Source organism: Nocardiopsis sp. NRRL B-16309 (assembly GCF_001279585.1).
Classification (GTDB): domain Bacteria; phylum Actinomycetota; class Actinomycetes; order Streptosporangiales; family Streptosporangiaceae; genus Nocardiopsis.
Window position 1 is genome coordinate 274813 of sequence record NZ_LGEC01000065.1, and the last position, 26584, is coordinate 301396.

The 26584-nt window shown below is 72.5% G+C and carries 29 protein-coding genes; 15 read left to right on the forward strand and 14 right to left on the reverse strand.

Going from position 1 to position 26584, the window contains the following annotated elements; all coding sequences use genetic code 11:
- Positions 1 to 161: 161 nt before the first annotated feature.
- Entirely contained in the window at positions 162 to 821 is a 660-nt protein-coding gene (locus ADL05_RS10985) for a phosphatase PAP2 family protein (RefSeq protein ID WP_053616783.1), read from the reverse strand.
- A gap of 253 nt (positions 822 to 1074) precedes the next feature.
- Here ADL05_RS10985 and rraA point away from each other — a divergent pair, with 253 nt between their 5' ends.
- Positions 1075 to 1557 carry a ribonuclease E activity regulator RraA gene (rraA, locus tag ADL05_RS10990; RefSeq protein WP_053616784.1) on the forward strand — a complete coding sequence of 161 codons (483 nt, stop codon included), beginning with the start codon at positions 1075 to 1077 and terminating at the stop codon, positions 1555 to 1557.
- A gap of 93 nt (positions 1558 to 1650) precedes the next feature.
- Here rraA and ADL05_RS10995 read toward each other — a convergent pair whose 3' ends face one another.
- A complete protein-coding gene (locus tag ADL05_RS10995) occupies positions 1651 to 2262 on the reverse strand; it encodes a hypothetical protein (RefSeq protein WP_053616785.1) in 612 nt (203 codons plus the stop codon).
- A gap of 56 nt (positions 2263 to 2318) precedes the next feature.
- The gene (locus ADL05_RS30490; protein WP_156365806.1) at positions 2319 to 3041 is read right to left on the reverse strand and encodes a hypothetical protein; all 723 of its coding nucleotides are present in this window, start codon (positions 3039 to 3041) and stop codon (positions 2319 to 2321) included.
- A 195-nt stretch (positions 3042 to 3236) separates the two neighbouring features.
- On the opposite strand from ADL05_RS30490, the gene ADL05_RS31090 reads away from it, so the two are divergent.
- On the forward strand, positions 3237 to 3983 hold the full coding sequence (locus ADL05_RS31090) for a hypothetical protein (protein WP_053616787.1): 747 nt from the start codon (positions 3237 to 3239) through the stop codon (positions 3981 to 3983).
- Complete coding sequence (locus ADL05_RS11010; RefSeq protein ID WP_053616788.1) at positions 3980 to 4702, forward strand: response regulator transcription factor; 723 nt, start codon at positions 3980 to 3982, stop codon at positions 4700 to 4702. The genes ADL05_RS31090 and ADL05_RS11010 overlap by 4 nt, the downstream gene beginning before the upstream one ends.
- A 76-nt stretch (positions 4703 to 4778) precedes the next feature.
- Here ADL05_RS11010 and ADL05_RS11015 read toward each other — a convergent pair whose 3' ends face one another.
- From ADL05_RS11015 to ADL05_RS11050, 8 genes are all read right to left on the reverse strand, one after another.
- A complete protein-coding gene (locus ADL05_RS11015) occupies positions 4779 to 5387 on the reverse strand; it encodes a bifunctional DNA primase/polymerase (RefSeq protein ID WP_053616789.1) in 609 nt (202 codons plus the stop codon).
- 142 nt (positions 5388 to 5529) lie between these two features.
- Entirely contained in the window at positions 5530 to 6522 is a 993-nt protein-coding gene (gene hemB / locus ADL05_RS11020) for a porphobilinogen synthase (RefSeq protein WP_053616790.1), read from the reverse strand.
- A 93-nt stretch (positions 6523 to 6615) separates the two neighbouring features.
- A complete protein-coding gene (locus ADL05_RS11025; protein ID WP_053616791.1) occupies positions 6616 to 8301 on the reverse strand; it encodes a bifunctional uroporphyrinogen-III C-methyltransferase/uroporphyrinogen-III synthase in 1686 nt (561 codons plus the stop codon).
- A gap of 103 nt (positions 8302 to 8404) precedes the next feature.
- Complete coding sequence (gene hemC / locus ADL05_RS11030; RefSeq protein ID WP_053616792.1) at positions 8405 to 9376, reverse strand: hydroxymethylbilane synthase; 972 nt, start codon at positions 9374 to 9376, stop codon at positions 8405 to 8407.
- Positions 9373 to 10905: a glutamyl-tRNA reductase gene (locus ADL05_RS11035; protein WP_053616793.1), complete on the reverse strand. Its 1533-nt coding sequence runs from the start codon at positions 10903 to 10905 to the stop codon at positions 9373 to 9375. The genes hemC and ADL05_RS11035 overlap by 4 nt, the downstream gene beginning before the upstream one ends.
- Before the next feature lie 148 nt (positions 10906 to 11053).
- Complete coding sequence (locus ADL05_RS11040; protein WP_053616794.1) at positions 11054 to 11752, reverse strand: redox-sensing transcriptional repressor Rex; 699 nt, start codon at positions 11750 to 11752, stop codon at positions 11054 to 11056.
- A 305-nt stretch (positions 11753 to 12057) separates the two neighbouring features.
- A complete protein-coding gene (locus tag ADL05_RS11045; protein WP_053616795.1) occupies positions 12058 to 12324 on the reverse strand; it encodes a glutaredoxin family protein in 267 nt (88 codons plus the stop codon).
- Between the two features lie 34 nt (positions 12325 to 12358).
- Positions 12359 to 12616 carry a MoaD/ThiS family protein gene (locus ADL05_RS11050; protein ID WP_053616796.1) on the reverse strand — a complete coding sequence of 86 codons (258 nt, stop codon included), beginning with the start codon at positions 12614 to 12616 and terminating at the stop codon, positions 12359 to 12361.
- A gap of 109 nt (positions 12617 to 12725) precedes the next feature.
- Between ADL05_RS11050 and ADL05_RS11055 the strand changes: the two genes are divergently transcribed.
- Positions 12726 to 13496 (forward strand): response regulator transcription factor, encoded by a 771-nt coding sequence (locus tag ADL05_RS11055; RefSeq protein ID WP_053616797.1) that lies wholly within the window; start codon positions 12726 to 12728, stop codon positions 13494 to 13496.
- Positions 13497 to 14066: 570 nt separating this feature from the next.
- Here the strand turns inward: ADL05_RS11055 and ADL05_RS11060 are convergent.
- Positions 14067 to 14789: a hypothetical protein gene (locus ADL05_RS11060; protein WP_053616798.1), complete on the reverse strand. Its 723-nt coding sequence runs from the start codon at positions 14787 to 14789 to the stop codon at positions 14067 to 14069.
- Between the two features lie 28 nt (positions 14790 to 14817).
- Here ADL05_RS11060 and ADL05_RS11065 point away from each other — a divergent pair, with 28 nt between their 5' ends.
- From ADL05_RS11065 to ADL05_RS11100, 8 genes are all read left to right on the forward strand, one after another.
- Positions 14818 to 15114, forward strand: a complete 297-nt coding sequence (locus ADL05_RS11065) for a hypothetical protein (protein ID WP_053616799.1) — start codon at positions 14818 to 14820, stop codon at positions 15112 to 15114.
- Between the two features lie 147 nt (positions 15115 to 15261).
- Positions 15262 to 16230 (forward strand): mycothiol synthase, encoded by a 969-nt coding sequence (gene mshD / locus ADL05_RS11070; protein ID WP_053616800.1) that lies wholly within the window; start codon positions 15262 to 15264, stop codon positions 16228 to 16230.
- Between the two features lie 349 nt (positions 16231 to 16579).
- Positions 16580 to 17545, forward strand: coding sequence for a phosphate ABC transporter permease subunit PstC (gene pstC / locus ADL05_RS11075; RefSeq protein ID WP_053616801.1), 966 nt, complete (start codon positions 16580 to 16582; stop codon positions 17543 to 17545).
- Positions 17545 to 18624 carry a phosphate ABC transporter permease PstA gene (pstA, locus tag ADL05_RS11080; protein ID WP_053616802.1) on the forward strand — a complete coding sequence of 360 codons (1080 nt, stop codon included), beginning with the start codon at positions 17545 to 17547 and terminating at the stop codon, positions 18622 to 18624. The genes pstC and pstA overlap by 1 nt, the downstream gene beginning before the upstream one ends.
- 50 nt (positions 18625 to 18674) lie before the next feature.
- Positions 18675 to 19454 (forward strand): phosphate ABC transporter ATP-binding protein PstB, encoded by a 780-nt coding sequence (gene pstB, locus ADL05_RS11085; RefSeq protein WP_053616803.1) that lies wholly within the window; start codon positions 18675 to 18677, stop codon positions 19452 to 19454.
- Positions 19455 to 19623: 169 nt separating this feature from the next.
- Complete coding sequence (locus ADL05_RS11090; RefSeq protein WP_082376272.1) at positions 19624 to 20673, forward strand: nucleoside hydrolase; 1050 nt, start codon at positions 19624 to 19626, stop codon at positions 20671 to 20673.
- Positions 20674 to 20715: 42 nt separating this feature from the next.
- The gene (locus ADL05_RS11095; RefSeq protein WP_231640695.1) at positions 20716 to 21030 is read left to right on the forward strand and encodes a type II toxin-antitoxin system RelE/ParE family toxin; all 315 of its coding nucleotides are present in this window, start codon (positions 20716 to 20718) and stop codon (positions 21028 to 21030) included.
- On the forward strand, positions 21027 to 21356 hold the full coding sequence (locus tag ADL05_RS11100) for a helix-turn-helix domain-containing protein (RefSeq protein WP_053616804.1): 330 nt from the start codon (positions 21027 to 21029) through the stop codon (positions 21354 to 21356). Before ADL05_RS11095 ends, ADL05_RS11100 begins: the two co-directional genes overlap by 4 nt.
- Before the next feature lie 167 nt (positions 21357 to 21523).
- Here the strand turns inward: ADL05_RS11100 and ADL05_RS11105 are convergent, their stop codons facing one another.
- A complete protein-coding gene (locus tag ADL05_RS11105; protein ID WP_053616805.1) occupies positions 21524 to 22141 on the reverse strand; it encodes a DUF47 domain-containing protein in 618 nt (205 codons plus the stop codon).
- A gap of 591 nt (positions 22142 to 22732) precedes the next feature.
- Between ADL05_RS11105 and ADL05_RS11110 the strand changes: the two genes are divergently transcribed.
- From ADL05_RS11110 to purM, 3 genes are all read left to right on the forward strand, one after another.
- Entirely contained in the window at positions 22733 to 23197 is a 465-nt protein-coding gene (locus ADL05_RS11110; protein ID WP_053616858.1) for a sterol carrier family protein, read from the forward strand.
- Between the two features lie 9 nt (positions 23198 to 23206).
- On the forward strand, positions 23207 to 24697 hold the full coding sequence (gene purF / locus ADL05_RS11115; protein WP_053616859.1) for an amidophosphoribosyltransferase: 1491 nt from the start codon (positions 23207 to 23209) through the stop codon (positions 24695 to 24697).
- A 119-nt stretch (positions 24698 to 24816) separates the two neighbouring features.
- Positions 24817 to 25881, forward strand: coding sequence for a phosphoribosylformylglycinamidine cyclo-ligase (gene purM / locus ADL05_RS11120; RefSeq protein WP_053616806.1), 1065 nt, complete (start codon positions 24817 to 24819; stop codon positions 25879 to 25881).
- A gap of 308 nt (positions 25882 to 26189) precedes the next feature.
- On the opposite strand, the gene ADL05_RS11125 is transcribed toward purM, so the two are convergent.
- Complete coding sequence (locus tag ADL05_RS11125; RefSeq protein ID WP_053616807.1) at positions 26190 to 26417, reverse strand: DUF3073 domain-containing protein; 228 nt, start codon at positions 26415 to 26417, stop codon at positions 26190 to 26192.
- Between the last annotated feature and the right edge of the window lie 167 nt (positions 26418 to 26584).

Here is a 26584-nt window from a genome sequence, read left to right on the forward strand (position 1 = left end):
CGCTCAGGCAGAGTCCGTCATGGAAGCCGGCCGGTTCGGAGAACCGGACACGGGGGTGGGCCGTCGGGTCGGCCACCCGTGGACCCGAGGTATCGGAGAAGCCCGTGAACACGTGCGCCCCGCTCTGGGGGCGGGGCAGGGCACACGGTTCGGGGCGGGTGTCAGGCGTGGGTGAGGGTGTGCTCGTCGTCGTGGCGGTCGGCGGGTCGGTCGGACCCGGCGGAGCGGACGAGGGGGCGCAGGCGGTCGACGGTCGCGAGGCGCTCGACGAACAGCGTGAGCGGGCGGGCCAGGGCGAGCGAGACCACCGTCGCGACCAGGGCGCCGAGCAGGAGTCCGACCGTGACGTCGTGCGGGTAGTGGACCCCGACGGCGACGCGTGAGAAGGCCTCCAGCGCGGCGAAGACCGCGATGACGACGGCGATGCGCCGCCAGGCCAGGATCAGGGCCGCCGCGGCGGCGCCCGCGATGGCGGCGTGGTTGCTGGGGAAGGACCAGTCGCCGGCGGGCGGGCAGGCGGCCGCGGTGACCAGGTCGGTCATCGCCTGGCAGGGCCGCTGTTGGGCGACGGCCTCCTTGACGGTGCGGCTGACCAGGTAGGCGACGACCGTGGCGACGGGGGCGAGGAGCGCCAGGCCCACCGCGCGCGCGTCGACGGACCGGGCGCGCCACCACGAGGCCAGGAACAGCACCGCGAAGACTCCGAGCAGGAGTTCGGTGCCCAGGTCGAACGCGTGCCGCCAGGCGGGGTCGAGTTCGGCGACCGCACCGACCACCGCGCGCGACCAGGCCGAACTGACGCGGAGGATCTCCGTGGTCATCTCTCTCCAAGGGGTGATCGGGGAGAAGTCACACGGTGGGGGAACGATCGGACAACGCACGGATGTCCGACGGGTGACTGCACTCCCAAGGATGGGTGAACGAGAAGGTCTCATCCTGGCACCCGCGGGAGCCGTCGGAGCCGGAAATACGCCCGGACCGACGAAGGAGACGCGCCGCCCCGACGAAAGGCGGTGGGGTGACCGGTCAGTAGTTTGGGGGCGACCACCCGTCTGACCACCCATCGGAGCTGTCATGGCCACGACCTTCACCACCGCGGACCTCATCGACGACCACGGCGACACCCTGCGCAGCTGCTCCACGCAGTTCCGTCAGCTGGGCGGCCGAGCGCGGTTCTCCGGCCCGATCCGTACCGTCAAGTGCCACGAGGACAACGGCCTGGTGAAGAAGGTCCTCAACTCACCCGGCGAGGGCGCCGTCCTGGTCGTGGACGGCGGCGGGTCCCTGCGCAGCGCCCTGATGGGGGACATGATCGCCGAGTCGGCGGTGGCCAACGGGTGGGCGGGCGTGGTGATCCACGGCGCCGTGCGCGACACCGTCGCCCTGGCCGGGCTCGACCTCGGCGTCAAGGCCCTGGGCGCCAACCCCCGCAAGTCGGTCAAGGACGGCGCCGGGCTGGTGGACGTTCCCGTCACCTTCGGGGACGTCGCCTTCGTCCCCGGCGAGTGGCTCTACAGCGACGAGGACGGCATCGTCGTCAACGCCGCGCGGATCTGAGGCGGCACCACTGGGAGACGACCGGGACCACGGCGGCCGTCGCACGGGCCGCCCCGCGCGACGGCTCCGGCGGCGCCGCGGACGGTACCGCCGCTACCGCGCGTCCGGCCCGGTGGGCGCGTGGGGCGGGTGCTCGATCTCGGCCAGGGCGTCCTCACCGCGGATCGACCGGAGCACCTCGGTCTCGATCCGGACGCGTTCCACCGTGTCGGACAGTTCGGCGTCGGACCGGTCCGCCTCCTCCCGCGCGAGGTAGGAGCGGATACTGCCGAGCGCCCCGGAGACGGTGTCGGCGCGTCGGCGCAGCCGGTCGAGGAGTTCGTGCTCCTCCTCGGCACGGGTCCGGTCGAAGGCCGCCAGCTGTGCGTCGATCCGCGTGGCGTGGTGGTCCAGGTCGGCCAGCTGCCCGCGCAGTTCCCCCACGGGCGCGCCCGCGGAATCCGCGCGCTCCAGGAGGTCATGGGCGGCGCGGACCTGTCCGCGCAGGTCCACGGAGAAGGGGCCCGCGGCGCCCACGACGGTCGGTGCCGACACGGACGCGGACCCGGGCGGTTCCCGGATCGACGCCCACCGCCCCGCCCGGATGGTGCGCGCCACGTGCCGGGAGGTCTCGACCGCCAGTACGACGGTCCCTCCGAGGACGAGCACGCCGATGACGGAGAGCAGGACCAGGATGCCGATGAGCGGCGGAGTGATGACGGCCACCTTCCCTTCGCGGGTCTTCGCTTCGTGCCAGAGCCCTCACGAGCCGCTCCCGGCCCTCACGAGCCGCTCCGGTTCCCGTGCCTCCAGCTCTGGTCGCCGACCAGGGGGACGGCGCACCCCAGGGCCATCGCGGGTGCGAGCAGGGCGACCAGGGGCGCCGCGTGGACCGCTTCGGGGAGCAGCGACCCGACCGAGGCGACCACCGCGCCGACCACGACGACCGCCGCTCCCACGGGTCGGCGCGCGCGGTCCCACCAGCGGGCGACCACGTGTCCGTTCCCGGTAGGCGTGCGCCGGAGCGCCACCGCCAGCCCGAGCCCGACCAGCAGCCCCGACGTGAACAGGACGAGAAGTCGTTCCAGGGGCAGGAACAGCGCGCGGCCCGCCTCCTCGTGCAGAAGGACCGTGTGCGCGGCCAGCAGGAACACGGCGATGAGCACCAGGAAGGCGTTCATCAGCGCACGGTCGGACCGGCCCGACCAGTGCCGGGGCAGGCCCATGCCTCGGTGGAGCGCCGGACCGAGGAGTGGACCGAGGGCCATGGAGCCGACGATCATCGCCGTGACGCCCGGCATCGCAGCCGCCATCAGCAGGCGCGGGGGCCGCGACCCGTCACCGCCGAACGCCGCGTCCCCGGAGGCCCGCGTAGGCAGCTCCGCCCACAGGGCCACCGACACACCCAGCATCGCCAGCACCGCCAACACTGAGAGGAGCACTCCCGCCCAGGGGAAGGAGGAGCCCTCCTCGTCGTCGCGGCCCCTCGTCATCTCTTCCCGCACCGTTCCTCCTCCGGGTCCGTCCGCCACCGTCACCGAGAATCTACGGAGCGGAGCTGAGCGGCACATCGACCGCCGGGCACGGGGCGGTCACGTCCGTACCCGGACGGGCGGCATGCCGGAGGTCATGGCGGGAACGTGCCATCCGCACCTCCCGCTGCTCCGCTGGACCGGCTCCCGTCCGGCTACGCTCGGGGCATGAGGTCGCCCACGCCCCTGCCCGACCTGTCCTCCTGGGTGGAACCGCGCGAGCGCCGCCCGCCCCGCGCCCTCGACCTGCTGTTCTGGGGCACGGTCGTGACCACGGGCCTGACCATGGGTCTGGCGTTCGCCGTCGAGGGCCGCGAGGCGTTGCTGGCGCTGGATCCGCTGCTGGGCGGGCTCATCCTCTCCAGCGCGGTGGGCCTGATACTCGTCCTCCTCCTGTGGCCGCTGCTGGCCTGGTCACCCGCCGCCCCCTGGCCGCGCAAGGCGGCCAGCGCGGTCTTCCTGGTCCTCACCCTGAGCGTCGTCTTCTTCGGCAACGCCACGGTCTACCTGCTGGTCTGCGTGGCCGCGATGAACGCCGTGGCCGTGTTCGGGATGTCCGGACTGCTCGGCTACGCGGCGCTGCTGTCCGGCTCGACCCTCGTCGCGGCCCTGGCCCTGCCCGGGGACCCGATCGCCGTCAGCCTGACGTACGCGGCCGGCCTGCTGTTCCTGGCGTTCCTGTCGGGCGTGGCCTTCATCGGGCTCGTGGTCTCCGCCCAGCGGTCCGCGCACACGCGTGAACTGCTCGCCGAACTGGAGGAGGCGCACGCCGACCTGCGCGGGCTGCGCGAACGCGTGACGGCGGTGCGGGGCTCGGTGACCTCCGGCAACCGGCCCGACGGCGGTTTCCGGCTCAGGGTGCGGATTCCCGTGGCGGAACGGCCCGCCACGCTGACGGAGGGAGGGGTCGCGTGAGCACGGTGTCGGTCCTGGTCGTGGACGACCAGATCCTGTTGCGGCAGGGGCTGCGGAAGCTCTTGGAGATCGAGGAGGGAGTCGAGGTCGTCGGTGACGCCGCCGACGGGATCGAGGCCCTGGAATTCCTCGCCGCCGGGCCCACCCCCGACGTGGCCCTCGTGGACGCCCGCATGCCGCGCATGGACGGGATCGAACTCATCGCCCGCATGCGCGCGGAGCACCCCGGCGTGGCCGCGGTCATCCTCACCACCTTCGACGACGACGAACTCGTCTTCGGCGGTCTGCGCGCGGGTGCCCGCGGCTACCTGCTCAAGGACGTCCCTCCCGACGAACTGGTGTCGGCGATCCGCCGGGCGGCCCGGGGCGACACCGTCCTCGGCGGTCGGGCCGCCGACCTCCTGGTGGCCGCGCTGGACGCCCCGCCCCCACCCGCGTCACCGTCCGCTCCCCCGCGGCCGGACTCGCCACTGTCCGAGCGCGAGGCGGAGGTCGCCCGCCTGGTCGGCACGGGCGCCACCAACCGGGAGATCGCGCGCGCCCTGTTCATCACCGAGGGCACCGCCAAGAACCACGTCACCAGCATCCTGCGCAAACTCGGGCTGCGGGACCGCACCGCCCTGGCCCTGTGGGTCGGCGAGCGCGGATCGGCCGATGAGGCACCTCGCGCGAAGCCGACCACCGGCTCCGCGGATCAGGCCAGGGGGTGGGACCGGTAACGGCACTGAGTGGTCCCACGTGCTCCCACATGCCCCCAGGCGGCTCCGCGCCGCCCGGCCCGGCCCGGCCATCCGGTCAGCCGCTGGGGAACTCCTCGCTGGCGTCGGCCAGGACGTCCAGCACCGCGATGGGGTCGGGCAGCGGTACCGCCTCGTCCTCGTCGCGCGGCGCCCGGATCCAGGTGACCCGGCCGCCCGAGGGCAGCACCGAGGGCGCGCCCGGCACGAAGCTGTCCCGGCAGTGCCACCGCAGCCCGGGGGTCTCCTCCACCGTCTCGGGGACGGTGTCCAGGTGGCAGGACCACCACTCGTCCTCGTCCACCGGGGACCGGGTCGCCACGAAGAACAGGTAGCGGGAGGACTCCACCGCCGCGACGGGGCCCGCCGGGACACCCGAGCGGCCCATCCGCGCCAGCGCCATCACCCCGGCCTCGCGCGGCACGTCGAGGACGTCGAACACCCGGCCGGTCGGCAGGATCACGTTCGCGTCGGGGGTCGCGGTCCACCAGCGGCGGATGCGGTCGGGGTCGGTGCTGGCCTCGACACCCCACGCCATCGTCACCGGGTGCGCCGCCGGGTCGGGGCAGCCCATCCGGTCGCACGTACACGCCCGGTCCCGGCCGGGCCCGGCGCCGCGCACCACCGGCCATCCCAGACGCGCGTAGCGCAGTGCTGACTCCAGCATGCTGTCCGCCGCATGCCGTCGCTTCCGTCGGTACAGGACGTCGGCCATGGAACCCCCGGTGGTCGTGTGTAGATCCAGGCGCGGCCGACGAGTCCTGGCCCGCCGCCCGGCGACCGCGACCGGGGCGAAAGGCCTGGTCGTGCTACCTCAGCAGGCGAGCCGCCTCGGTCGCCCAGTAGGTGAGGACCTGTTCGGCGCCCGCCCTGCGGTAGGAGGTGAGGGTCTCCACGATCGCCCGTTCCCGGTCGAGCCAGCCCTTCTCCGCCGCCGCCTCGATCATCGCGTACTCCCCGCTGACCTGATAGGCCGACACGGGAACCGGCGAGGACTCGGCGACCCTGGCCACGATGTCGAGGTAGGCCAGTCCCGGTTTGACCATCACCATGTCGGCGCCCTCGGCCACGTCCAGCGCCACCTCGCGCAGCGCCTCGCGGACGTTGGCGGGGTCCTGCTGGTAGCCGGAGCGGTCGCCGAACCGCGGCGCCCCCTCGGCGGCCTCGCGGAAGGGTCCGTAGAACACCGACGCGTACTTGGCGGCGTAGGCGAGGATCGGCACCTGGGTGAACCCGGCGCCGTCCAGCCCGCGGCGGATCGCCGCGACCTGGCCGTCCATCATGCCGCTGGGCGCCACCACGGCGGCGCCCGCCTCGGCCTGGGCGGCGGCGACGGCCGCGTACCGCTCCAGGGTGAGGTCGTTGTCCACGTGGCCGCTGGTCTCCAGCGGCCCGCAGTGGCCGTGCGAGGTGTACTCGCACAGGCACAGGTCGGCCATCACCACGAGTTCGTCACCGACGTCCGCGGCCAGGTCGCGCAGTGCCACCTGCACGACGCCGTCCGGGTCGTCGGCGCCCGATCCGCGCTCGTCCTTGTGCTCGGGGATCCCGAACAGCATCACGCCGCCCACGCCCGCCTGGGCCGCCTCCTGGGCGGCCTTGCGCAGGCTGTCGCGGGTGTGCTGCACCTGGCCGGGCATCGAGGAGATCGGCACCGGTTCGGTGAGGCCCTCCTTGACGAACATCGGCAGGATGAGGTTCTCCGGCCGCACCCGGGTCTCGGCGACCAGGCGACGCAGGGCCGCTCCACGGCGCAGACGGCGTGGCCGGGCGGCGGGGAAGGCGGCGTCGGAGGCGGTCAATGCGGGCTCCTGATGACTGTGGGCTGTGGTGGGCGGTTGGTACCGCGCCGCGGGCGTCGGTCGAGGCGGGTGACGGGCGGGCGTGTCAGCGCGTCAGACCTTGCGGCGACGGCCCCGGCGCTTCTGGCTCGGCTTGAGGACGGGCTTGCCCGCCTCCACGGCCTCGCGGCGCTTGGCGGCACCGTACTCCGAAAGTGCCTCCGCCAGGGCCGAAACCGACGCCTTCGGCGCCACGACGTCGACCCGCAGGCCGAACTCGATCGCGGTTTTCTCGGTCTCGGGGCCGATGACCGCGATGGCGGTGGTGTTGTGCGGCTTGCCCGCGATGCCCACCAGGTTGCGCACCGTGGAGGACGACGTGAACAGCACCGCATCGAAACCACCTCCCTTGATGGCCTCTCGGACAGGCGCGGGCGGAGGCGCCGCGCGCACCGTGCGGTAGGCGGTGACGTCGTCGACCTCCCACCCCCGCTCGTCCAGTCCGGCCGCCAGGGTCTCGGTGGCGATGTCGGCGCGCGGGAGCAGCACCCGCTCGATGGGGTCGATCTCGGCGTCGTAGGGCGGCCACACCGACACCAGGCCCGCGCTGGACTGGGCGTCCTCCGGCGGCTCCAGGTCGGGCTGGATGCCGAAGTCGCGCACGGCCCTGGCCGTGGCCTCGCCGACCACGGCGACCTTGACCCCGGCGAACGCGCGCGCGTCCAGTCCGTAGGACTCCAGGCGCTCCCGGATGGCCCGGACCGCGTTCGTGGAGGTGAAGGCGACCCACTGGTAGCGGCCGGTGACCAGGCCGCGCACGGCGCGCTCCATCTGCTGCGGGGTGCGCGGCGGCTCCACGGAGATGGTCGGCACCTCCTCGGGCACCGCGCCGTAGCCGCGCAGCTGGTCGGACAGGGCGGCGGCCTGCTCCTTGGTCCGGGGCACGAGCACGCGCCAGCCGAACAGGGGGCGGGTCTCGTACCAGGACAGCTCGGACTGGCGCGCCACCGGCGCCCCGACGACCATCAGGGCCGGGGCGGTGGCGTGGTGGCCCTTGGCGTCCTTGGACTTGAGCTCTGCGACCAGCCGGGCCAGCGTCGAGGTGACCGTCGTCTGGCGGGTGGTGCCGCCCGCCCGCACGACCGCCACGGGCGTGGCCGGCGGGCGCCCGCCGGCGATGAGGGTCTTGCACATGACGTCGAACCCGGGGCCCTGGTGGCCGGGCTCCTCACCGGGGGGCGCGTCGGCGCCCAGGATCACCAGGGCGGCGTCGCTGGCGGCGGCCTCGTGCCAGTCGACCTCGGCGCCGCCGTGCGGCCGGGCGTTGAGCAGACGCACCTCCGGGCCCTCGCCCAGCAGCGGGATGCCCGCGAAGGTCGGCACGGCGGTGACCGCGGAGACGCCCGGGGCGACCTCGACCTCCACGCCCGCCTGCTCGCAGGCGGCCACCAGGTCGGCGCCGCGGCAGCCGAAGAACGGGTCGCCGGAGTACAGGCGCACCACCCGGCGGCCCTCACGGGCGCGGGTGACGGCCAGGGCGTTGATGTCGCCGCCGCACTCGGCGGCCTCGATCACGGACACGTCCTCGGAGCAGTGCGCCAGGAGTTCGTCGCGGAAGCCGGCCAGTTCCTCGGCCGCGGGCTCGCGCAGGGTGATGACCACGTCGGCGCGGCGCAGCAGTTCGGCGCCCCGCAGCGTCAGCAGGTCGGCGCCGCCGGGGCCGGTGCCGACCAGGGCGACGTGCCCGGGGCGCGGGGCGGGGCGCGGCTCCTCCGGACGGGGGATGGCGTTGGCGTTCACGTGCTGGCTCCTCGGGTGTGGGTCGCCTGTGCCCCGGTGCGCGGGACCGGAGCGGTGACGGCTGGGCTGCGGCGGCCACGTCGGCGCCCCGCCCGTCTGTTTCCTAGGACATGTCTCTTTCCGCGAAGGCCGCGGCGACGATGCGGTCGGCGCCCTCGCCGATCATCTCGCGGGCCAGGTCCCGGCCGAGTGCGACGGCCGCGTCCAGGTCGCGGGCGGAGTCGAGGTCGGCGGTGCGCTCGCCCCGGACGGCGTCGGTGCCGTCGGTGGCGACCACGGCGGCGCGCAGGCGCAGCCGGCCGTCGGCGTACTCGGCGAAGGCGCCGACGGGGGCGGCGCAGCCGCCCTCCAGCACGGACAGCACGGTGCGCTCGGCCACGACGGCGACGCGGGTGGGCGCGTGGTCGACGGCGGCCAGGTAGCCCAGGTCGTCCTCGCGGCGCTTGACCGTGCACTCCACGGCCAGGGCGCCCTGCCCCGGGGCGGGCAGCATGCGGTCGGCGTCGAAGACGTCGGTGACCGCGTCCCTGCGGCCCACCCGGCCGAGTCCCGCGTAGGCGAGGACGACGGCGTCCAGCTCACCGGAGGTGACCTTGCCCAGGCGGGTCTCGGCGTTGCCGCGGATGGGCACGTAGACGAGGTCGGGGCGCAGGGCCGCCAGCTGGGCGACGCGGCGCGGGGAGCCCGTGCCGATCCGCGCTCCGGCGGGCAGCTGGTCGAACGTGAGGCCGTCGCGGGCGCACAGGGCGTCGCGGGGGTCGTCGCGCTCGGGGATGGCGGCCAGGACGAGGCCGTCGGCGGGGACGGTCGGCAGGTCCTTCAGGGAGTGGACGGCGAAGTCGATCGTCCCGGCCACGAGCTCGTCGCGCAGCGCGTTGACGAACACGCCGGTGCCGCCGAGCTGGGTCAGGTGCGCCTTGGTGACGTCGCCGAAGCTCGTGATGAGCTCCAGCTCGATCGGGTGCCCGGTGCGCTCGGTGATCGCCTCGGCGACCATCCGCGACTGGGTGGTGGCCATGGTGCTGCGGCGGGTGCCGAGCCTGGCCGGGGTGCCGCCGGCGGGATTCGCGGTCATACCTGCTCCTGTGCGGCCTCGGCCGCGGTGGTGGGACGCGCGGGCGAGGCCAGGGCCTGCGGCGTCTTGGGGTCGAGGTCGAAGAGTTCGCGCAGCGCGGCCTCGTAGGACTCGCCGTCGGGCGCGGCGGCCAGTTCCTTGACCCGCACCGTGGGCCGGTGCAGGAGCTTGTCGGCGACGCGGCGCATGGCCCGGGTGATCTCCTCGCGGGCGCGGTCGTCCAGGTCGTCGGGCAGGCGGCCGTGCAGCCGGGACAGCTCGGCCTCGACGACGTCCTTGGCCTGGGCGCGCAGGGCGACGACGGTGGGGGTGACCTCGTTGGCGCGGCGGACCGTGCGGAACTCGGTGACCTCCTCGTCGACGATCTCGCGGACGACGGTGAGGGCGCCGGAGCGCCCGGACTCGGGGTCGCGGGCGGCGGCGGTGGCCTGGCGCAGGGCCTCGATGTCGACCAGGTCCACGTGCGGGAGGTCGCGCACGGCCGGGTCGATGTCGTGGGGCAGGGCGAGGTCGAGGAAGACCAGGGGCGTCGTGCGCGCGGTGTCGGCCGCGGCCACGGCCCCGGCGGTCAGGACGAGGCCCTGGGCGCCGGTGCAGGAGATGACGAGGTCGACCTCGGGCAGGACCTCGGCCGCGTCGGGGAAGGGGACGGCACGGGAGGCGACCGTGTCGTAGGCCTCGGTGAGGCACTCGGCCAGGCGGGCGGCGCGCTCCATCGTGCGGTTGGCGACGATGACCGTCCGCGCGCCCTGGCGGGCCACGGTGTTGGCGGACAGGGCGCTCATCGATCCGGCGCCCAGGACGAGGACGCGCAGTCCGGCCAGCGGGCCGGACCCGGTCCCGGTGCCGCCGTGGGAGCCGTCGGGTCTTTCGGTGGCGGTGCCCGGCGCGGCGCCCTCGGCTCCGGACATCGGGCAGGCCGCGGGCGGGACGGCGCCGGCCACGGGCGTGGTCTGGCCGACCGTGGGGGCGGCCCCCGCGTCGGCCGGCCGCGGCCGCAGGTACGCGAGGGCGTGCTCCAGGCCGAAGCTGACCATGTCGGCGCCCGCGTGGTCCAGGTGGGTCTCGGTGTGGGCGCGCTTGCCGACCCGCAGGGCGCGCTGGCCCAGGTCGTTGAGCACGCGGCCGACCGTTCCGGTCTCCTGGCCGAGCTTGAGGGCGTCGCGGACCTGGCCGAGGATCTGGCCCTCGCCGACGACCATCGAGTCGAGGCCGCACGTGACGGAGAACAGGTGCTGGACCGCGCGGTCCTCGTAGTGGACGTAGAGGTGGTCGGACAGCTCGCCGAGGGCGACGCCGGTGTGCCAGGACAGGAGTTCGGTGATGGCCGCCACGCCGCCGTGGAAGGCGGAGACGTCGGCGTAGACCTCGGTCCGGTTGCACGTGGAGACGACCATGGCCTCGTTGACGTCCTCGGACGCGACCATCTCGCCGACCGCCCTGGTCCGGGTCTCACCGTTCAGAGCGACGCGCTCGAGCAGCGCCACCGGCGAACTCCGGTGGCTCAACCCCACGGCCAGGACACTCATCCGCATTCTCCTACGCAGGCACCACAGCGCCCCCATGACGCTGCGTCTCTATGCTCGGGCACGGTCTCCGTCACAGCGGGGCGGCCCCCGCTTGCTCCGGCTCGCGCACGTCGCGCCGCCCGGGCCCCGTCGCCTGGGTGCGTCGTTCTCACGTCAGTTCCAGCCCCGCCCGGTCCACGCCCCGTCCGCTGTCGCCATCGGCCCTGCGCTGGGCGTGGAAGGCGAGGATCTGGAGTTCGATGGACAAGTCGACCTTACGCACATCGACTCCCTCCGGCACATTCAGCACGACCGGCGCGAAGTTGAGGATGCTGGTCACCCCCGCCTCGACGAAGCGGCTCGCCACGCCCTGGGCGGAGGTCGACGGTGTGGCGATGACCCCGATCGAGACGCCCTTCGACCTGACAACGTCCTCCAGGTTGTCAATATGCCTGACGTCGAGCGACGCCACGGTCTTCCCGACCACGGCCGGGTCGGCGTCGAGCAGGCCCGCGATGCGGAACCCGCGCGTGCCGAACCCCCCGTAGTTGGCCAGAGCGCGGCCCAGGTTGCCGATCCCGACGATGGCGACCGACCAGTCCTGGGTGAGACCAAGCTCACGTGAGATCTGGTAGACGAGGTACTCGACTTCGTAACCGACCCCGCGTGTGCCGTAGGAGCCGAGGTGGGAGAGGTCCTTGCGGAGTTTGGCGGAGTTCACACCGGCGATCGAGGCGAGGTGCTCCGAGGAGACCGTGAGGGTGCCACGGTCCTGGAGCGCCTGGAGCGCACGCAGGTAGACGGGGAGCCGGGCGACGGTGGCCTCGGGGATTCCCCTCTCCCGGGGCCGGGGTGGGCGGCTGGTCACAGGCGGGCGCTCCTGGGGGGAGGTCGGATCGAACGGGGCCCGGGAGGGGCGGCGCACCGTGGGGGCCGGGGCACCGCGCCTCCCGCTCGCTCTTAGATTACGTGCTTGTGAAAGCGCGCACAAAGTGGGGTCGCGTGTGACGTGGCGACCAGAATTTCTCAGCAATGGCGCCCGAAGCCACAATCCGGAAACACGACTTCACATCACCCGGATGAGGGACAGAACGCACAACCGCGCCGCGGATTCTCCGCACCGCGTCCACGTCCGTTCCCGGGCCCGCCCCGGCCGCACGACCCCCACGGGGCTCACGCCTCCAGGGCCGCCCGCAGCCGCGCCTCGCCGACGCGCCAGAAGTCGTGCTGGCGGCCGTCGACGAAGGTCACCGGGATCTTGTCCCAGAACTCCTCGCGGTCGGCCGCGTCCACACCGTTCAGATCGACCTCGGCCCTGCTGACCCCGAGCTGGTCCGTCACCCGCTCCACCACGGTCCACGCGTCCTCGCACAGGTGGCAGCCGGGCTTGCCCAGCATCACCACGCGCGCCCGCCCCGCCCACTCGGGGGTTTCACTCATGTTTCCTCCCGGTTCCCATCACTTGTCGGGACCCTCACCCGCCGGCGAACGGCGGTAGGACCTCGATCACAGTCCCGTCGGCCACCGCGACCTCGCCGTGCGGCCTCCTGCCGACCGGGCGCTCGTCCACGAGAAGCGACGAAGCCCTGAGTACCCGCAGGAATCGGTCGTCGGGATGGAGCAGACACGCGGCGTCGAGAGCCGCTCCGAGGGTGTCGGCGTCGACCGCGTCCTCGGCGGTTCCCGCCGCTTCCTTGGCCGCTGCCCAGTACCTGATAGTGCACTTCGCCATCTATTGATTATCCTTGGTGTTGCTCGGAGGCGACGTATTAAACAAATCTTCACCGGGGGCAAAGGCGCCTTCGATCGTCCGCACAGCGCGGGATGACGAGAAGAGACGCATGAGCCATCTGCTGCTACTGACGAACTCGAACGAACCGTCTGACCACGTGCTACCAGCCCTGGGACTCCTCCTGCACTCCGTGCGGGTGGCTCCCGCGGAGGCGGGGGCACTCCTGGCGTCCGGTGCGACCGGGAACTCCAACGCGCCCGTTGACGCCATTCTGGTCGATGCGCGGACCGACCTGGCGACCGCCCGTAACTTCTGCCGCCTGCTGGACACCACGGGGCTGGACTGCCCGCTGCTGGTCGTCCTGACCGAGGGCGGCGTCGCCGCACTCACGCCCGACTGGCAGGTGGACGACTTCGTCCTGGCCACCGCCGGACCCGCGGAGGTCGAGGCGCGGCTGCGCCTGGCCGTCGGTTCGGCCGAGGCCGGGACCGACGACCCCGACGAGATCCGCCGCGGCGACCTCGTCATCGACGAGGCGACCTACATCGCCCGACTGCGCGGCCGGATCCTCGACCTGACCTTCAAGGAGTTCGAACTGCTCAAGTTCCTGGCCCAGCACCCGGGCCGGGTGTTCACCCGCGCCCAGCTGCTCCAGGAGGTGTGGGGCTACGACTACTTCGGCGGCACCCGCACCATCGACGTCCACGTGCGGCGCCTGCGGGCCAAGCTCGGCTCGGAGTACGAGTCGCTGATCGGCACCGTGCGCAACGTCGGCTACCGGTTCGTGCCCGACCCGGTCGCCAAGGCGCCGCAGGCCCCGGCCGGGGCCGCCGAGCCGCTTCCGGCCGCCCGGGCGGCCTCGGAGCCCAGCACGCAGTAGCGGCGGAGCCGCGGCACGGTCCGCCGCCGCGGCACACGCCATGAGCACCGGGGCGCCGCGCACTCGCGCGAGGCGCCCCGGACTCGTTTCGTGCGCCCATACGGAACTCGACGCCCCTCCCCGCGCGGTCTCCTCCGACCGCGGGGACCTCGCTCCCGCGATCCACCGTTCCCGGGGCCGCTCATGCGACCGACCGCCTCCAGATCCCTTTTCTTCCCCCGTGTCCGATCCCCGGCCAGAGCGCGGCGACCGGCCGGTTCCCGGCCCCGGGGCGCCGACGCCGGAGGTCACGCGTACGTCCCTCCTCGGTGACGAGCGTGAACCACACCCTGTGCAGGGGTCGTGTAACCGAGCGAGAACGCTTAGGATCTGTGGCGCACCCGCACGCAGGGGCGTCTGGCGCGGCGTACGTCCCCGGACGGGTGAGGCAAGCCAGGCGCATCGCCCTAAGGAGGGAACCGCCCCGATGCCCACCACCGCCGCGAGCGCACAGCCCCTCAGACGCCGCTTCGGCATCCCCCTCTGCGCGGTCTTCGTCGGCTCCGGTCTCGTCGCCCTGACCACACCGGCCTACGCCGATCCGAGCCCTTCGCCCTCACCTTCGCCTTCGTCCTCCTCCTCGCCGAGCCCTTCGGCCTCACCCTCGGCGTCGCCCTCCCCTTCATCCAGTCCGTCCGACCCCGCGCCTATCCCGTCGGCGGCGGTCGCGTTCGAGCGCTCCGTCGACCGCGTGCGGCTCGGTTCGTCGGCGGAGCCGAACCCGCTCACCGTGACCAACACCGGCGACGCCGCGATCTGCCTGGTGGGCCTGACCGTCGAGGTCCGCGAGTTCACGGTCGAGGGGTTCTCGGCCCAGCTGCTCGAACCCGGCGAGGACGTGAACGCCGGGAAGGTCACGGGTTCGCCCCGACGGGACACCGACGTCGTGGCCACCCTGGCGTACGCGCTCGCCGACCCCGAGGCCGGCTGTTCCGGGGCCAATTCCGGTACCGAGACGTCCACGGCCACATGGACGGTCGCGGTGTTCCATCCCCAGCCGTCCCCCTCCCCCACTCCGACACCCACGCCCACACCCACGCCCGACCCGCCGGCCGGGAGCGACCGTCCCACCCCGACGCCCACGCCCACGCCCACGGAGCAGCCGACGGACGACCCCGAGACCTCGTCCCCGGCGACGCCTCCCACCTCGCGCACACCGAGCAGCCCGAGCTCGTCGAACTCCTCGAACGACTCCAGCGGGTCGGGGTCGGGGTCCGGCTCTGGTTCCGGCTCGGGCTCGGGGTCGGGTTCCACGCCGACGTCCCCGACCGGTGTCGACGACGTGCCGACCAGCGACAGCGAGATCCCGACACTGCCGCGGGACGAGGCCGACCTCCCCGACGTGTCCGAAGGCGCGGAGGACCTCGCCGACCTGCCGCTGGTGACCCCGTCGTCCGACGACGACGCCGGGGACGGCGGCACCGAGGTGGCCTCCGACACCAGTGATCTGGGCCCCAACTGGGCCCCGGCCGTTCTGCTGGCCGCGCTCCTGCTGGCCCTGCTGCTGGCCACGCCGCTCGCCCCGGCCCGCCGGGTCCGGGTCGGTTCCGGCTACCAGGGCAAGCGTCGCAAGGGCTGACCGGCCGCCCGCCCGCGTCCCCGGTCCCCCGTCCGCGTCGCGGTCGGGGGACCGCCGCGTGCGGACCCGCTCGATGACGGCGGCGCGCGGCGCGACGCGGGGCCTGGCGCGCGCCGCCCGGACCCGGGGGACGTAGGATCTCGCCCCATGAGCACCCCGCTGGTCACCGACGACCTGGCCCGCGAGCCCGCCGACGACGTCCTGGCACTCGCCGAGGCCGCACGACGCGCGGACGGCGTCGCCCCGCTGTCCGAGCACACCGTCCTGCGCGTGCGCCACGGCGCGCCCTCCGGCAGCAGCCGCTTCCACGTGGTCACCGCCGACGACCGCGTCGTCGGCTTCGCGTTCGTCGAGCGCGTGGCCGGCGAGCCCGACTCGGGCGAGATCGTGGTCGACCCGGCCCACCGCGGCCGCGGCCACGGCAAGGCCCTGCTGCACTCCGTCCACGCCGACGCCGGTCCCCACGGCGTGCGCGTGTGGGCGCACGGCCGCACGCCCCAGGCCGCCGCCGTGGCCGCCGCCGACGGCTGGCGCCCGGTCCGGGAACTCCACAAGATGCGCATGCCGCTGCGCGACGTCCCCGCCGACGCGCCGGGCGGCCCCTGGGCGGCCCCGGACCTGCCCGAACCGCGACTGCGCCCGGACGTGGCCTCCCGGGTGCGCGTACGGCCGTTCGTGGTCGGCCAGGACGAGCAGGCGTGGCTGGCCGCCAACGCCCGCGCGTTCGCCGACCACCCCGAGCAGGGCCAGCTGACACTGGACGACCTCCTCCAGCGCGAGGTGGAGGACTGGTTCGACCCGCACGGCTTCTTCCTCGCCACCACCACCGACGGCTCGGTCGCCGCCTTCCACTGGACCAAGGTCCACCAGGACGGCGCCGGGCTCTCCGACACCGAGGCCGTCGGCGAGGTGTACGCGGTGGGCGTGGACCCCGACTGGCAGGGCAGCGGGCTGGGCCGCGCGCTGACCCTGGCCGGCCTGCGCCACCTGCGGGACGCCGGGCTGCCCTGGGTGCACCTGTACGTCGACGGTGACAACGAGGCGGCGGTGCGCCTGTACGAGTCGCTCGGCTTCGGGATGTGGGACACCGACGTGATGTACGCCCCCGGCGACTGACCTGGTCGGGGCCGCCCCGGTGACGTGCGGATCGTCACATTAACCGGAGCAACCACCGACCGCCACGGGAGTGCGATTTCCCGTTCATCTTCCGTTCATCTTCCCTGGGACAACTGGTCACCTAGCCCGCCTACCTTCACATTCGGTGCGGCACGGCCATAGCGCGCGAGGTGGCCGTGACACGTTGCGCGCCCACCGGTCAGATCCGCACCGCAGCGGCCTCCGGCAGGCAGAATGCGCACCGGAGCCAGCCGGTCCCACCAGAACCACCACGCGCCGAAGACCCGGCACGCGCGGACGAACCCGTTCGTACCGGGCGAACCCGCCCAGAACCCGAACCGGAGCACCCATGACGACCACGGACGCGCCCGAGGCGGCCCCACGGCCGCCCGCGGGCCGGCGCCGGATCGGTGACGCCGCCTTCGCCGGGCTCGCCCGAGGCTCGGGCCTGCTGATCCTCGCGATCCTCGCCGGGGTCGCGGCGTTCCTGATCATCCAGGCCTGGCCCTCCCTGTCCGCGAACACGGCGAACTTCCTGACCTCGAACGTGTGGGAGGCCAACGAGCGGGAGTCGCCCGCCTTCGGTATCGGCATGCTGGCGTTCGGCACCGTGCTCGCCGCCGCCATCGCCCTGGCCCTGGCCACACCGATCGCCATCGGGATCGCGCTGTTCATCGTCTACTACGCCCCCCGCAGGCTCGCGTCCCTGCTCGGGTACCTGGTGGACCTGCTCGCCGCGATCCCCAGCGTCGTCTACGGCCTGTGGGGCATCGGCTTCCTGGCCCCGCAGCTCGTCCCCGTCTACCAGCGGCTGGCCGAGCACCTGGGCTGGATCCCGCTGTTCGCCGGGCCCGCCTCCACCTCCGCCCGCACCATGCTCACCGCGGGCATCGTGCTCGCGGTGATGATCCTGCCGATCATCACCGCGATGTCGCGCGACGTCTTCCACCAGGTGCCCCAGGGACACCGGGAGGCCGCACTGGCCATGGGCGCGACGCGCTGGGAGATGATCCGGCTGGCCGTCCTGCCGTTCGGCAAGTCGGGGATCGTCGGCGGAGCGATGCTCGGCATGGGGCGCGCGCTCGGCGAGACCATGGCCGTGGCCATGATCCTCTCGCCCTCGCTGATGATGTCCTTCCACCTGCTGCAGAGCGGCAACCAGACCATCGCCGCGCACATCGCCCTCCAGTACCCGGAGGCGACCGGGTACGGGGTGTCCGCGCTGATCGCCGCGGGCCTGGTCCTGTTCGCGATCACCCTGGCCGTCAACATGGGCGCGCGCTACATCGTGGCGCGGGGCAGCAAGGAGTCCTGATGAGCACGACGACCACGCAGCCCCCCGAGCCCAGGGCCGCCCGGAGCGCGCGCGACCTGCGCCGCGGCGCCCTGCCGCACCGCTTCCCCGCCGTCCTGCTGGCGTCCACCGCCGCGGTCGTCGCGGGGGTCCTGCTGGCCTTCTCCACCTTCGGGTTCGCCCTGTGGGCGGTCCTGACCGCCGTCGCCTACACCGCCATCGCCGTGACCGCGTCCGCGCGGGTGGAGGGCGGCCGCAAGGCCACCGACCGGCTGGTCACCGCGCTGGTCTACGGGTGCTTCCTGCTGGCCATGCTCCCGCTGGTGTCGCTGCTGTGGACCGTGGTGCAGAACGGCATGGCGCGGTTCGACGGCTACTTCCTCACCGTGTCGATGAACGGCGTCCTGCCGAGCATGGACGCGGGCGGTGTCTACCACGCGGTCGTCGGCACGCTGGCGATCACCGGCATGGCCACGCTCATCGCGGTGCCCGTCGGCGTGATGAGCGCCGTCTACCTCGTGGAGTACGCCGAGGGCCGGATGAAGCGCGTCATCACGTTCTTCGTGGACGTCATGACCGGTATCCCGTCCATCGTCGCCGGACTGTTCGTCGTGGCGCTGTGGATGGTGCTGTTCGGACCGGGCCAGACCAACGGCGCGGCGGGAGCGATCTCGCTGGCCGTGCTGATGATCCCGGTGGTGGTGCGCTCCAGCGAGGAGATGCTGCGGCTGGTTCCGCGGGACCTGCGCGAGGCCTCATACGCCCTGGGCGTGCCCAAGTGGCGCACGATCACCAAGGTGGTGCTGCCCACGTCCGCCGCCGGTCTGACCACCGGAATCATGCTCGCCATCGCGCGCGTTATCGGTGAGACGGCGCCGTTGATCCTCACCGCGGGATCCTCGGCGGTGTCGATCAACTGGAACCTGTTCGACGGCCAGATGATGAGCCTCCCGGTCTTCATCTACTCCCAGGTGCGCATGGGCGGCGACATCAACTACGAGCGGGCCTGGGGCGCCGCGCTGACCCTGATCCTGACGGTCATGCTGCTCTTCTTCCTGGCCCGCCTCATCGGCCGACTGTTCGCGCCCAAGTCCCGCTGACCACCGCCCACGCTCCGCGCTCGGCCCCTGAACTCACGAGGAACCATCCAGTGGCGAAAAGAATCGACGTCTCCGGCCTCCACGTCTACTACGGCGACTTTCTCGCCGTCGAGGACGTGTCGATGACCATCGAGCCGCGATCGGTGACGGCGTTCATCGGCTCCTCCGGCTGCGGCAAGTCCACCTTCCTGCGCACGCTCAACCGGCTGCACGAGGTCACCCCGGGTGCCCGAGCCGAGGGCAAGGTGCTCCTGGACGACCTGGACATCTACGGCCCCGACGTGGACCCGGTGATGGTCCGCAGCGAGGTCGGCATGGTCTTCCAGAAGGCCAACCCGTTCCCGACGATGTCCATCTACGACAACGTCATCGCCGGGGCCAGGCTCAACAACAAGCGGATGAGCAAGGCGCAGGCCGACGACCTGGTCGAGGGCTCGCTGCGCGGCGCGAACCTGTGGGAGGAGGTCAAGGACCGGCTGAACAAGCCCGGCGCGGGCCTGTCGGGCGGCCAGCAGCAGCGCCTGTGCATCGCGCGCGCCACGGCGGTCAAGCCGTCGGTACTGCTGATGGACGAGCCCTGCTCGGCCCTGGACCCGATCTCGACCCTGGCGATCGAGGACCTCATCCACCAGCTGAAGGAGGACTACACGATCGTCATCGTCACGCACAACATGCAGCAGGCGGCGCGTGTGTCCGACCGCACGGCCTTCTTCAACCTCTCGGCCCCGGGCAAGCCGGGCAGGCTCATCGAGATGGGCGAGACGAACCAGATGTTCACCCGTCCGGAGCAGAAGGAGACCGAGAACTACATCACCGGCCGCTTCGGGTAGGGCGGGGACGCGCGACCGGCGATGGTGTGGCCGCTTCGGGTAGGGCGGGAGCGCGCGACCGGCGATGAAGTGACCGCCTGGATCGGCCCAGTTCAGAGCCGCTGAGCCCGAGGTGAGGCGGGGCCCGTGTTCCGGTAGGTTCTCAGGATCCGAACCGTGAGGAGCTCCCATGCCCGTGCCCCTGGTGATCGACACCGACACCGCCCAGGACGACTGCGTCGCCCTTCTGGTGGGTCTGCTGGACCCGGCGGCGGACCTGCGCGCCGTCACCATGGTCGCCGGGAACGTGGGCTTCGACCAGCAGGTGCGCAACGCCTTCCTCACGCTCAACGTGGCCGACCGCCACGTCCCGGTCCACCTGGGCTGCCGCGCGCCGCTCACGCGCCCCTGGGTGAGCGCGGAGAACGTCCACGGAGACGGCTCCGGCGGGCTGCGGATGGACCAGACCGGGCTGGAGCCCGAGGACGAGCACGCGGTGGACGCGCTCATCCGCCTGGCCGCCGAGCACCCGGGCGAGCTGTCGGTCGTGGCGATCGGCCCGCTGACCAACATCGCGATGGCCGCGGCCAAGGACCCCGCGTTCGTGCGCGACGTGGGCGCCCTCTACGTCATGGGCGGCTCCAACAACGCGCGCGGCAACATCACGGCCGCCGCGGAGTTCAACTTCTACGTCGACCCCGAGGCCGCCAAGGCGGTCTTCGCGGCGGGCTTCGAGATCACGGTGATCCCGTGGGACCCGCTCACGCTGCGCGACGCGGTGTTCGGGCAGGAGCGCCTGGACGGGATCGCCGCCCTGGGCACGCCGCTGTCCGGCTTCTTCACCCGGGTGTGCGCGCCCACGCTGGAGTTCGACCGCAGCGTGGGCATCGACGGCACGACCCACCCCGACTCCCTCACCGCCGCCGTGCTGCTCCACCCGGAGCTGGTCCTGCGGACCGGCCGCTACCACGTGGACGTGGAGACGGCGGGCGAGCTGACCCGCGGCTACTCCGCCATGTCGTGGGGCGTGCACGGCCTGGAGCCGAACGCCACCGTGGTCGAGGCGGTGGACGCCGAGGCCTTCCACAGCTACCTCAAGGGCCTCCTGGCCACCCCGACCACACCGGCACGGCAGATCACTCACCCACACCACCTGACCCGGGAGCCCCGGGAGCCGCGGCTCACGTACCGCCGCCGGTTCGGCGTTCGGACACGCTCCGCAGTCATCCGACTCCTATAGCATCAATGCTATGAGCTGGGTACAGTCGAACTCGAACCGGAAGTGGAGCAATGGCTTCAGGAGCTGAGCGACGAGGAGTGGGCGCAAGCCCTGTTCCACCTGGACCTGCTCGAATCCCGCGGGGTCGGCTTGGGGTTCCCGTACACGAGTCAGCTGAACGGCAAGCTCCGCGAGCTCCGGTTCTACTGTGGAGGCCGACGCGTGCGCGTCAGCTACTACGTCGCGAGTGGACGGAGGATCATCATGCTCACCGTCTTCCACAAGACCCGTCCGCGCGAGTCGGCGGAGGTCCGGCGGGCGCTGCGAGCGATGAACGAGTGTGTCCGCGCCGGGCACACGGTCGAGGAGGCACCGTGAGCGCTTCGCCACGGAGAACGACCCTGTCCGAGCTGAAGTCGTCGGAGCGGTTCGAGCGTCCGGCGGTCCGCGAGGCCTACGAACTCACCCGGCTGCGCTTCGAACTGGCCGAGACCGTCCGGCTCCGCCGTGAGGAACTCGGTTGGTCCCAGGCCGAACTCGGCCGACGGGCCGACATGCCCCAGTCCAGCGTCGCCCGGTTCGAGCACGGCGGCACCCAGCCGACACTGACGACCCTGGAACGGCTCGCCGAGGCACTCGGACTCGTCCTGCACGTACGCATGGAGGAGCCCGGGGCGCGGGAGCACGACCTGAGCCCCGCGTAGGGGGCGGCCGAACGCCACCGTGGTCGAGGCGGTGGACGCCGAGGCCTTCCACAGCTACCTCAAGGGCCTCCTGGCCACCCCGACCACACCGGCACGGCAGATCACCCCCGACGGCCCCGGGAGCCGCGGGCGTTCCGGCCGCCCCGGGAGCCGCGGGCGTTCCGGCGTCAGCTGTTCTTGACGACGATCGTCTCGACGGTGTTGGCGACGTGCTCGAAGGCGTCGGCGGCCGTCTCCAGCTCCTCGATGACGTCCTTGAGCTTGAGCACCGTCAGCGCGTCGTACTCGCCGCCGAACAGGCGGGCCAGGAGTTTGCGGTAGATGCGGTCGGCCTGGTTCTCCAGCTGGTTGATCTCGATCCAGTACCGGGTGAGGTCCTGGAGGGTCCGGAGCCGGGGCATCGCCTCGGCGGTGAGCTCCGCGGCGCGTTCGAGCACCTCGATCTGGTCGATGATGCCCTTGGGCAGCCGCTCCAGTCCGTACAGTCCGATCAGGTCGACGGCGGCCTCCATGGAGTCCATGACGTCGTCCAGGTTCGAGGCGAGGCGGTAGATGTCCTCCCGGTGGATGGGAGGTGCCGAGCTCTTGTTCAACCGGCGCATGATGGCGTGGGTCGCGTCATCGCCCGCGTGCTCGCAGGCACGCATCTTCTCGGTGATGGCCTCTCGGTCGGCCCCGTCGCTCATCAGCTCCACCAGCAGGCGGGCCGCGATGACCAGGTTGTTCGCCGAGTCGGTGAACATCTCGTAGTAGCTGTCATCACGCGGGCGCAAGCGCAGGCGCACGTCGTTCTCCCGATGGTGCGGTGGTCTTCCTTGGTGGATGTTAAGGGCGCTGACCAGCTGGACCAGCTCGACAGCACGAGGCGGCGCGGCTTCTACCCCGAGGGGGAGCGGGGCACTCCGCGCCGGGTCACCCCTTGTTCATCTGTCGATGTCCGTGCGCGGAACTCGATGGCACACGGGTTCCATCGCAATCCTCCCAATCTCAACAACACCGGGACGCTTCGGGACGCTACCGCCTCACGCCCGTGCTGGCCAGCGGTGCGCTGAGACAGGAATCACCCAATCGTGCGGACAAGGTAGGACCGATCCCCGCAATCCGTCCGATGTCCACCTTCGGTCCATTCCCTCGCAATGACAAGTCCCAGTCGAGTTAACCCGATCGTTCGCGGTCCGTGATCCCGGACACCGCTCCACCTGCGACGGCCCTCGCGCGGACCGGAGCGCGGGCCGGTCGGGGTGAGCGACGCCACTCCGCGGAACAGGATCTAGAGTGCGGTCATGCCCTCCCGTCAGCCGCCACCGCCCGAGGACCGCCCCGCGGCGGAGCGGGCCTCCACCAGCGGGCGCCTCCGGCGCGGTACGCCCTCGGCGATGACCGCGAGCGCGGTGCGCCGGCTGCGCGCCGCCCTGGACGAGCAGCTCGACGCGCTCGGCGAACCGCCCTTCGGCGGCGGCGACGAGGAGGCCGCCGCCGCCTGCGCCCTGGCGGTCCTGCGCTCGCCCGAACCCCTGCGGCCCGCGGTCAAGGCCGCCGTGCGCGCCACCCTGGCCGTCCTCGCCGACCGGGCGCCCGGCAACAGCCTGGAGGTCCGCGTCCCGCCCTACGGAGCCGTCCAGGCGGTCGAGGGCCCCCGGCACACGCGGGGGACGCCGCCCGGCGTCGTGGAGACCGACCCGGTGACCTGGCTTCGGCTGGCGACCGGCCTGACCACCTGGGACGACGCCCTCGCCGAGCACCGCGTCCAGGCGAGCGGAGCCCGCTCCGACCTGTCCGGACACCTCCCTTTGTGGTCGGATCATCCCCCGGGTGGTCCCGACTCGGGGACCAGGCACTAAGCTGTGGGTGTGTCGTACTCCGACGGCCGGCTCTCCATGGACCACGATCCGCTCGAACGCGGCCCGCAGGACGCCTGCGGTGTATTCGGGGTCTGGGCTCCCGGCGAAGAAGTCAGCAAGCTCACCTACTTCGGCCTCTACGCGCTGCAACACCGCGGTCAGGAATCCGCGGGCATCGCACTGAGCGACGGGGAACGGATCGTCGTCTACAAGGACATGGGACTCGTCTCCCAGGTCTTCAACGAGGCGACCCTGGACTCCCTGCGCGGCGACCTCGCGATCGGCCACTGCCGCTATTCCACGACCGGCTCGCCGGTCTGGGAGAACGCGCAGCCCACCTTCTACTCCGCGCGGGAGGGGGGCCTGGCGCTCGGCCACAACGGGAACCTCATCAACACTCCCGAACTGGCCGCCATGCTGCCGGACTCGCGCAGAGGCGCCACCACGGACACCGAGGTGCTCACCAACCTGCTGGCGGACTACGCCAACGGCGAGGGACGCACCATGGAGCAGGCGGCCCGCGAGCTGCTGCCCAAGGTCCAGGGGGCCTTCTCCCTGGTGTTCATGGACGAGCACACCCTCTACGCCGCGCGCGACCCGCAGGGCATCCGCCCGTTCGTGCTCGGCCGCCTGGGCGAGACGTCCGGCGCCGGAGGCTGGGTGGTCGCCAGCGAGACCGCCGCCCTGGACATCGTGGGCGCGACCATGGTCCGCGAGATCGAGCCGGGCGAGCTGCTCACCATCGACGAGCGCGGCGTGCGCTCCCAGCGCTTCGCCCCCGCCCAGCGCAAGGGCTGCCTGTTCGAGTACGTCTACCTGGCACGCCCCGACACCACCATCGCCGGGCGCAACGTCAACTCCACCCGGGTGGAGGTCGGCCGACGGCTGGCCAAGCAGCACCCGGTGGAGGCCGACCTGGTCATCCCCGTCCCCGAGTCCGGCACGCCCGCCGCGGTCGGCTACGCGGAGGCCAGCGGCATCCCGTTCGCCCAGGGCCTGGTGAAGAACTCCTACGTCGGACGCACCTTCATCCAGCCCAGCCAGACCCTGCGCCAGCTGGGCATCCGGCTCAAGCTGAACCCGCTGCGCGAGGTCATCCAGGGCCGCCGCCTGGTGGTCGTGGACGACTCCATCGTGCGCGGCAACACCCAGCGCGCCCTGGTGCGGATGCTGCGCGACGCGGGGGCCGCCGAGGTGCACGTGCGCATCTCCAGCCCGCCCGTCCTGTGGCCGTGCTACTACGGCATCGACTTCGCCACCCGGGCCGAGCTCATCGCGGCGAACCTGTCCGTGGACGAGATCGCCGCGTCGGTGAACGCCGACTCCCTGGCCTACGTCGACCTGGACGAGCTCATCGCCGCCTCCGAGGTGCCCAAGAACGAGCTCTGCCGGGCCTGCTTCGACGGCGTCTACCCGATCGAGGTCGACGCCGACTCCCGCGGCAAGTTCCTGCTGGAGAAGTCCTGCGGCACACCCGGGGCGAAGCTGGCCACCAAGTAACGAGCCGTGCGGCGGCAGCGGCGCCCGGCGCCGGTCCGCCGCGTCCGGGCTCCGGCGTGCCCTGGGAGGGGAGCACCGGGCCCGCACCACCACCCGAACACAGCACGAGGAGAACTCGCGTGGCAGCCGACAGCACAGGGGCGACGGGCGCGTACGCGGCCGCGGGCGTCGACATCGCCGCCGGTGAGCGCGCCGTCGACTTGATGAAGCGCCATGTCGCGCGGACCCGACGGCCCGAGCAGGTCACCGACGCCAGCGGCTTCGCCGGCCTGTTCCGCCTGGACACGGCCAAGTACAAGGACCCCGTCCTGGCGACCTCCACCGACGGCGTGGGCACCAAGGTGCTGCTCGCCCAGGCGATGGACCGGCACGACACCATCGGCATCGACCTGGTGGGGATGGTCGTCGACGACCTCGTCGTCAGCGGGGCCGAGCCGCTGTTCATGACCGACTACGTGGCCTGCGGGTCCGTGGTCCCCGAGCGGATCGCCGAGATCGTCGGCGGGATCGCGGAGGGCTGCGCCCAGGCCGGCTGCGCGCTGATCGGCGGGGAGACCGCCGAGCACCCGGGCGCCATGGAGCCGCACGAGTACGACCTGGCGGGCGCGGGCACCGGTGTGGTCGAGGGCGACGCCATCCTGGGGCCGGACCGGGTGCGCGAGGGCGACGCGGTGATCGCGATGGCCTCGTCGGGACCGCACTCCAACGGCTACTCGCTGATCCGCCACATCGTGGACCGGTCCGGGCTCGACCTGCGATCGCACGTCCCCGAGCTGGACGGAGTACTCGGAGAGGTCCTGCTCACACCGACCCGCGTGTACGCCAAGGACTGCGTGGCCCTCACCGCGCAGGTGGAGGTGCACGCCTACTCGCACGTGACGGGCGGCGGCCTGGCCGCGAACCTGTCGCGTTCCCTGCCCGACGGGCTGGACGCGCGGCTGGACCGCTCGACCTGGACGCCGGCGCCCGTGTTCGGCTACCTCGCCGAGCAGGGGGACGTGGCCCGCGAGGACATGGAGGCCACCTTCAACATGGGTGTGGGCATGGTGGCGATCGTCGCGGCTGACGACGCCGAGCGCGCTCTGGCGGTGCTCGCCGAACGCGGCTGCACGGCGTGGCGGCTCGGGGACGTGGTGCCCGGTACCGGCCGGGCGCACCTGACCGGCGACCACCCCGACGCGTGACAGGACCCGCGCCGCACCGGAGCCGCCCGCAGGGGGCGGGCCTCTCCCACGGCTTCCCCTCGGGGGCGGTCGTGGACGGCGGAGTCACGGCACCGGAGACGTCCGCCAAGGGTGCCCCGGCCCACCGCGGAGCGACCCCCGGGCGGTGGCGGGTGGTGACGGGCGGACGCGGATATAGCCGGTGCGAACCACGAGTGTGGTTCGCACCGGCTATGTCCACCTGTCCGCCGCTGCCTCGGTTGAGCCAGCGAATGTCACAGGTCAGCGGTTATTGTCCGAGCGACCTGAAAGTACCCGACCGACGACGCCTACTTGTCGGAGTCCGAGTACTTGTCGGCTAGATCCGCGTAACGGTCGACCAGATCGTCCTGAGGATCCGCATAGGAGTCGTCCGGACCCGACGGCCCGGAGGGAGACCCCTCGTCCTCAGCGACACCCAGCTCCGACCGCAGCCGATCAAGGTCGGTCCCGCCGGAGCTGTACTTGAGCTTCCGGGCGACCTTCTGCTGCTTGGCCTTGGCTCGGCCGCGCCCCATTGGCTCGACCCCCTCAACGATTGGGTTCCGACGAACCCCAGATCACTTACTAACCCGCACTATCGGGCTGACGGCCGTCAAACGCGACTGACGACAGGCGCCAGCTTACGTACACGTACAACCGTACCTGGTCGGGCCCCGCCGTGCCTACGCCACCCGGGTGTGAC

Bases quoted from the DNA above. Each gene is read 5' to 3' on its own strand.
- ADL05_RS10985 (WP_053616783.1), bottom strand. From the start codon at position 821: ATGACCACGGAGATCCTCCGCGTCAGTTCGGCCTGGTCGCGCGCGGTG.
- rraA (WP_053616784.1), top strand. From the start codon at position 1,075: ATGGCCACGACCTTCACCACCGCGGACCTCATCGACGACCACGGCGAC.
- ADL05_RS31090 (WP_053616787.1), top strand. From the start codon at position 3,237: ATGAGGTCGCCCACGCCCCTGCCCGACCTGTCCTCCTGGGTGGAACCG.
- ADL05_RS11015 (WP_053616789.1), bottom strand. From the start codon at position 5,387: ATGCTGGAGTCAGCACTGCGCTACGCGCGTCTGGGATGGCCGGTGGTG.
- hemC (WP_053616792.1), bottom strand. From the start codon at position 9,376: ATGACCGCGAATCCCGCCGGCGGCACCCCGGCCAGGCTCGGCACCCGC.
- ADL05_RS11035 (WP_053616793.1), bottom strand. From the start codon at position 10,905: ATGAGTGTCCTGGCCGTGGGGTTGAGCCACCGGAGTTCGCCGGTGGCG.
- ADL05_RS11045 (WP_053616795.1), bottom strand. From the start codon at position 12,324: ATGAGTGAAACCCCCGAGTGGGCGGGGCGGGCGCGCGTGGTGATGCTG.
- ADL05_RS11050 (WP_053616796.1), bottom strand. From the start codon at position 12,616: ATGGCGAAGTGCACTATCAGGTACTGGGCAGCGGCCAAGGAAGCGGCG.
- ADL05_RS11055 (WP_053616797.1), top strand. From the start codon at position 12,726: ATGAGCCATCTGCTGCTACTGACGAACTCGAACGAACCGTCTGACCAC.
- mshD (WP_053616800.1), top strand. From the start codon at position 15,262: ATGAGCACCCCGCTGGTCACCGACGACCTGGCCCGCGAGCCCGCCGAC.
- pstC (WP_053616801.1), top strand. From the start codon at position 16,580: ATGACGACCACGGACGCGCCCGAGGCGGCCCCACGGCCGCCCGCGGGC.
- pstA (WP_053616802.1), top strand. From the start codon at position 17,545: ATGAGCACGACGACCACGCAGCCCCCCGAGCCCAGGGCCGCCCGGAGC.
- ADL05_RS11090 (WP_082376272.1), top strand. From the start codon at position 19,624: ATGCCCGTGCCCCTGGTGATCGACACCGACACCGCCCAGGACGACTGC.
- ADL05_RS11110 (WP_053616858.1), top strand. From the start codon at position 22,733: ATGACCGCGAGCGCGGTGCGCCGGCTGCGCGCCGCCCTGGACGAGCAG.
- ADL05_RS11125 (WP_053616807.1), bottom strand. From the start codon at position 26,417: ATGGGGCGCGGCCGAGCCAAGGCCAAGCAGCAGAAGGTCGCCCGGAAG.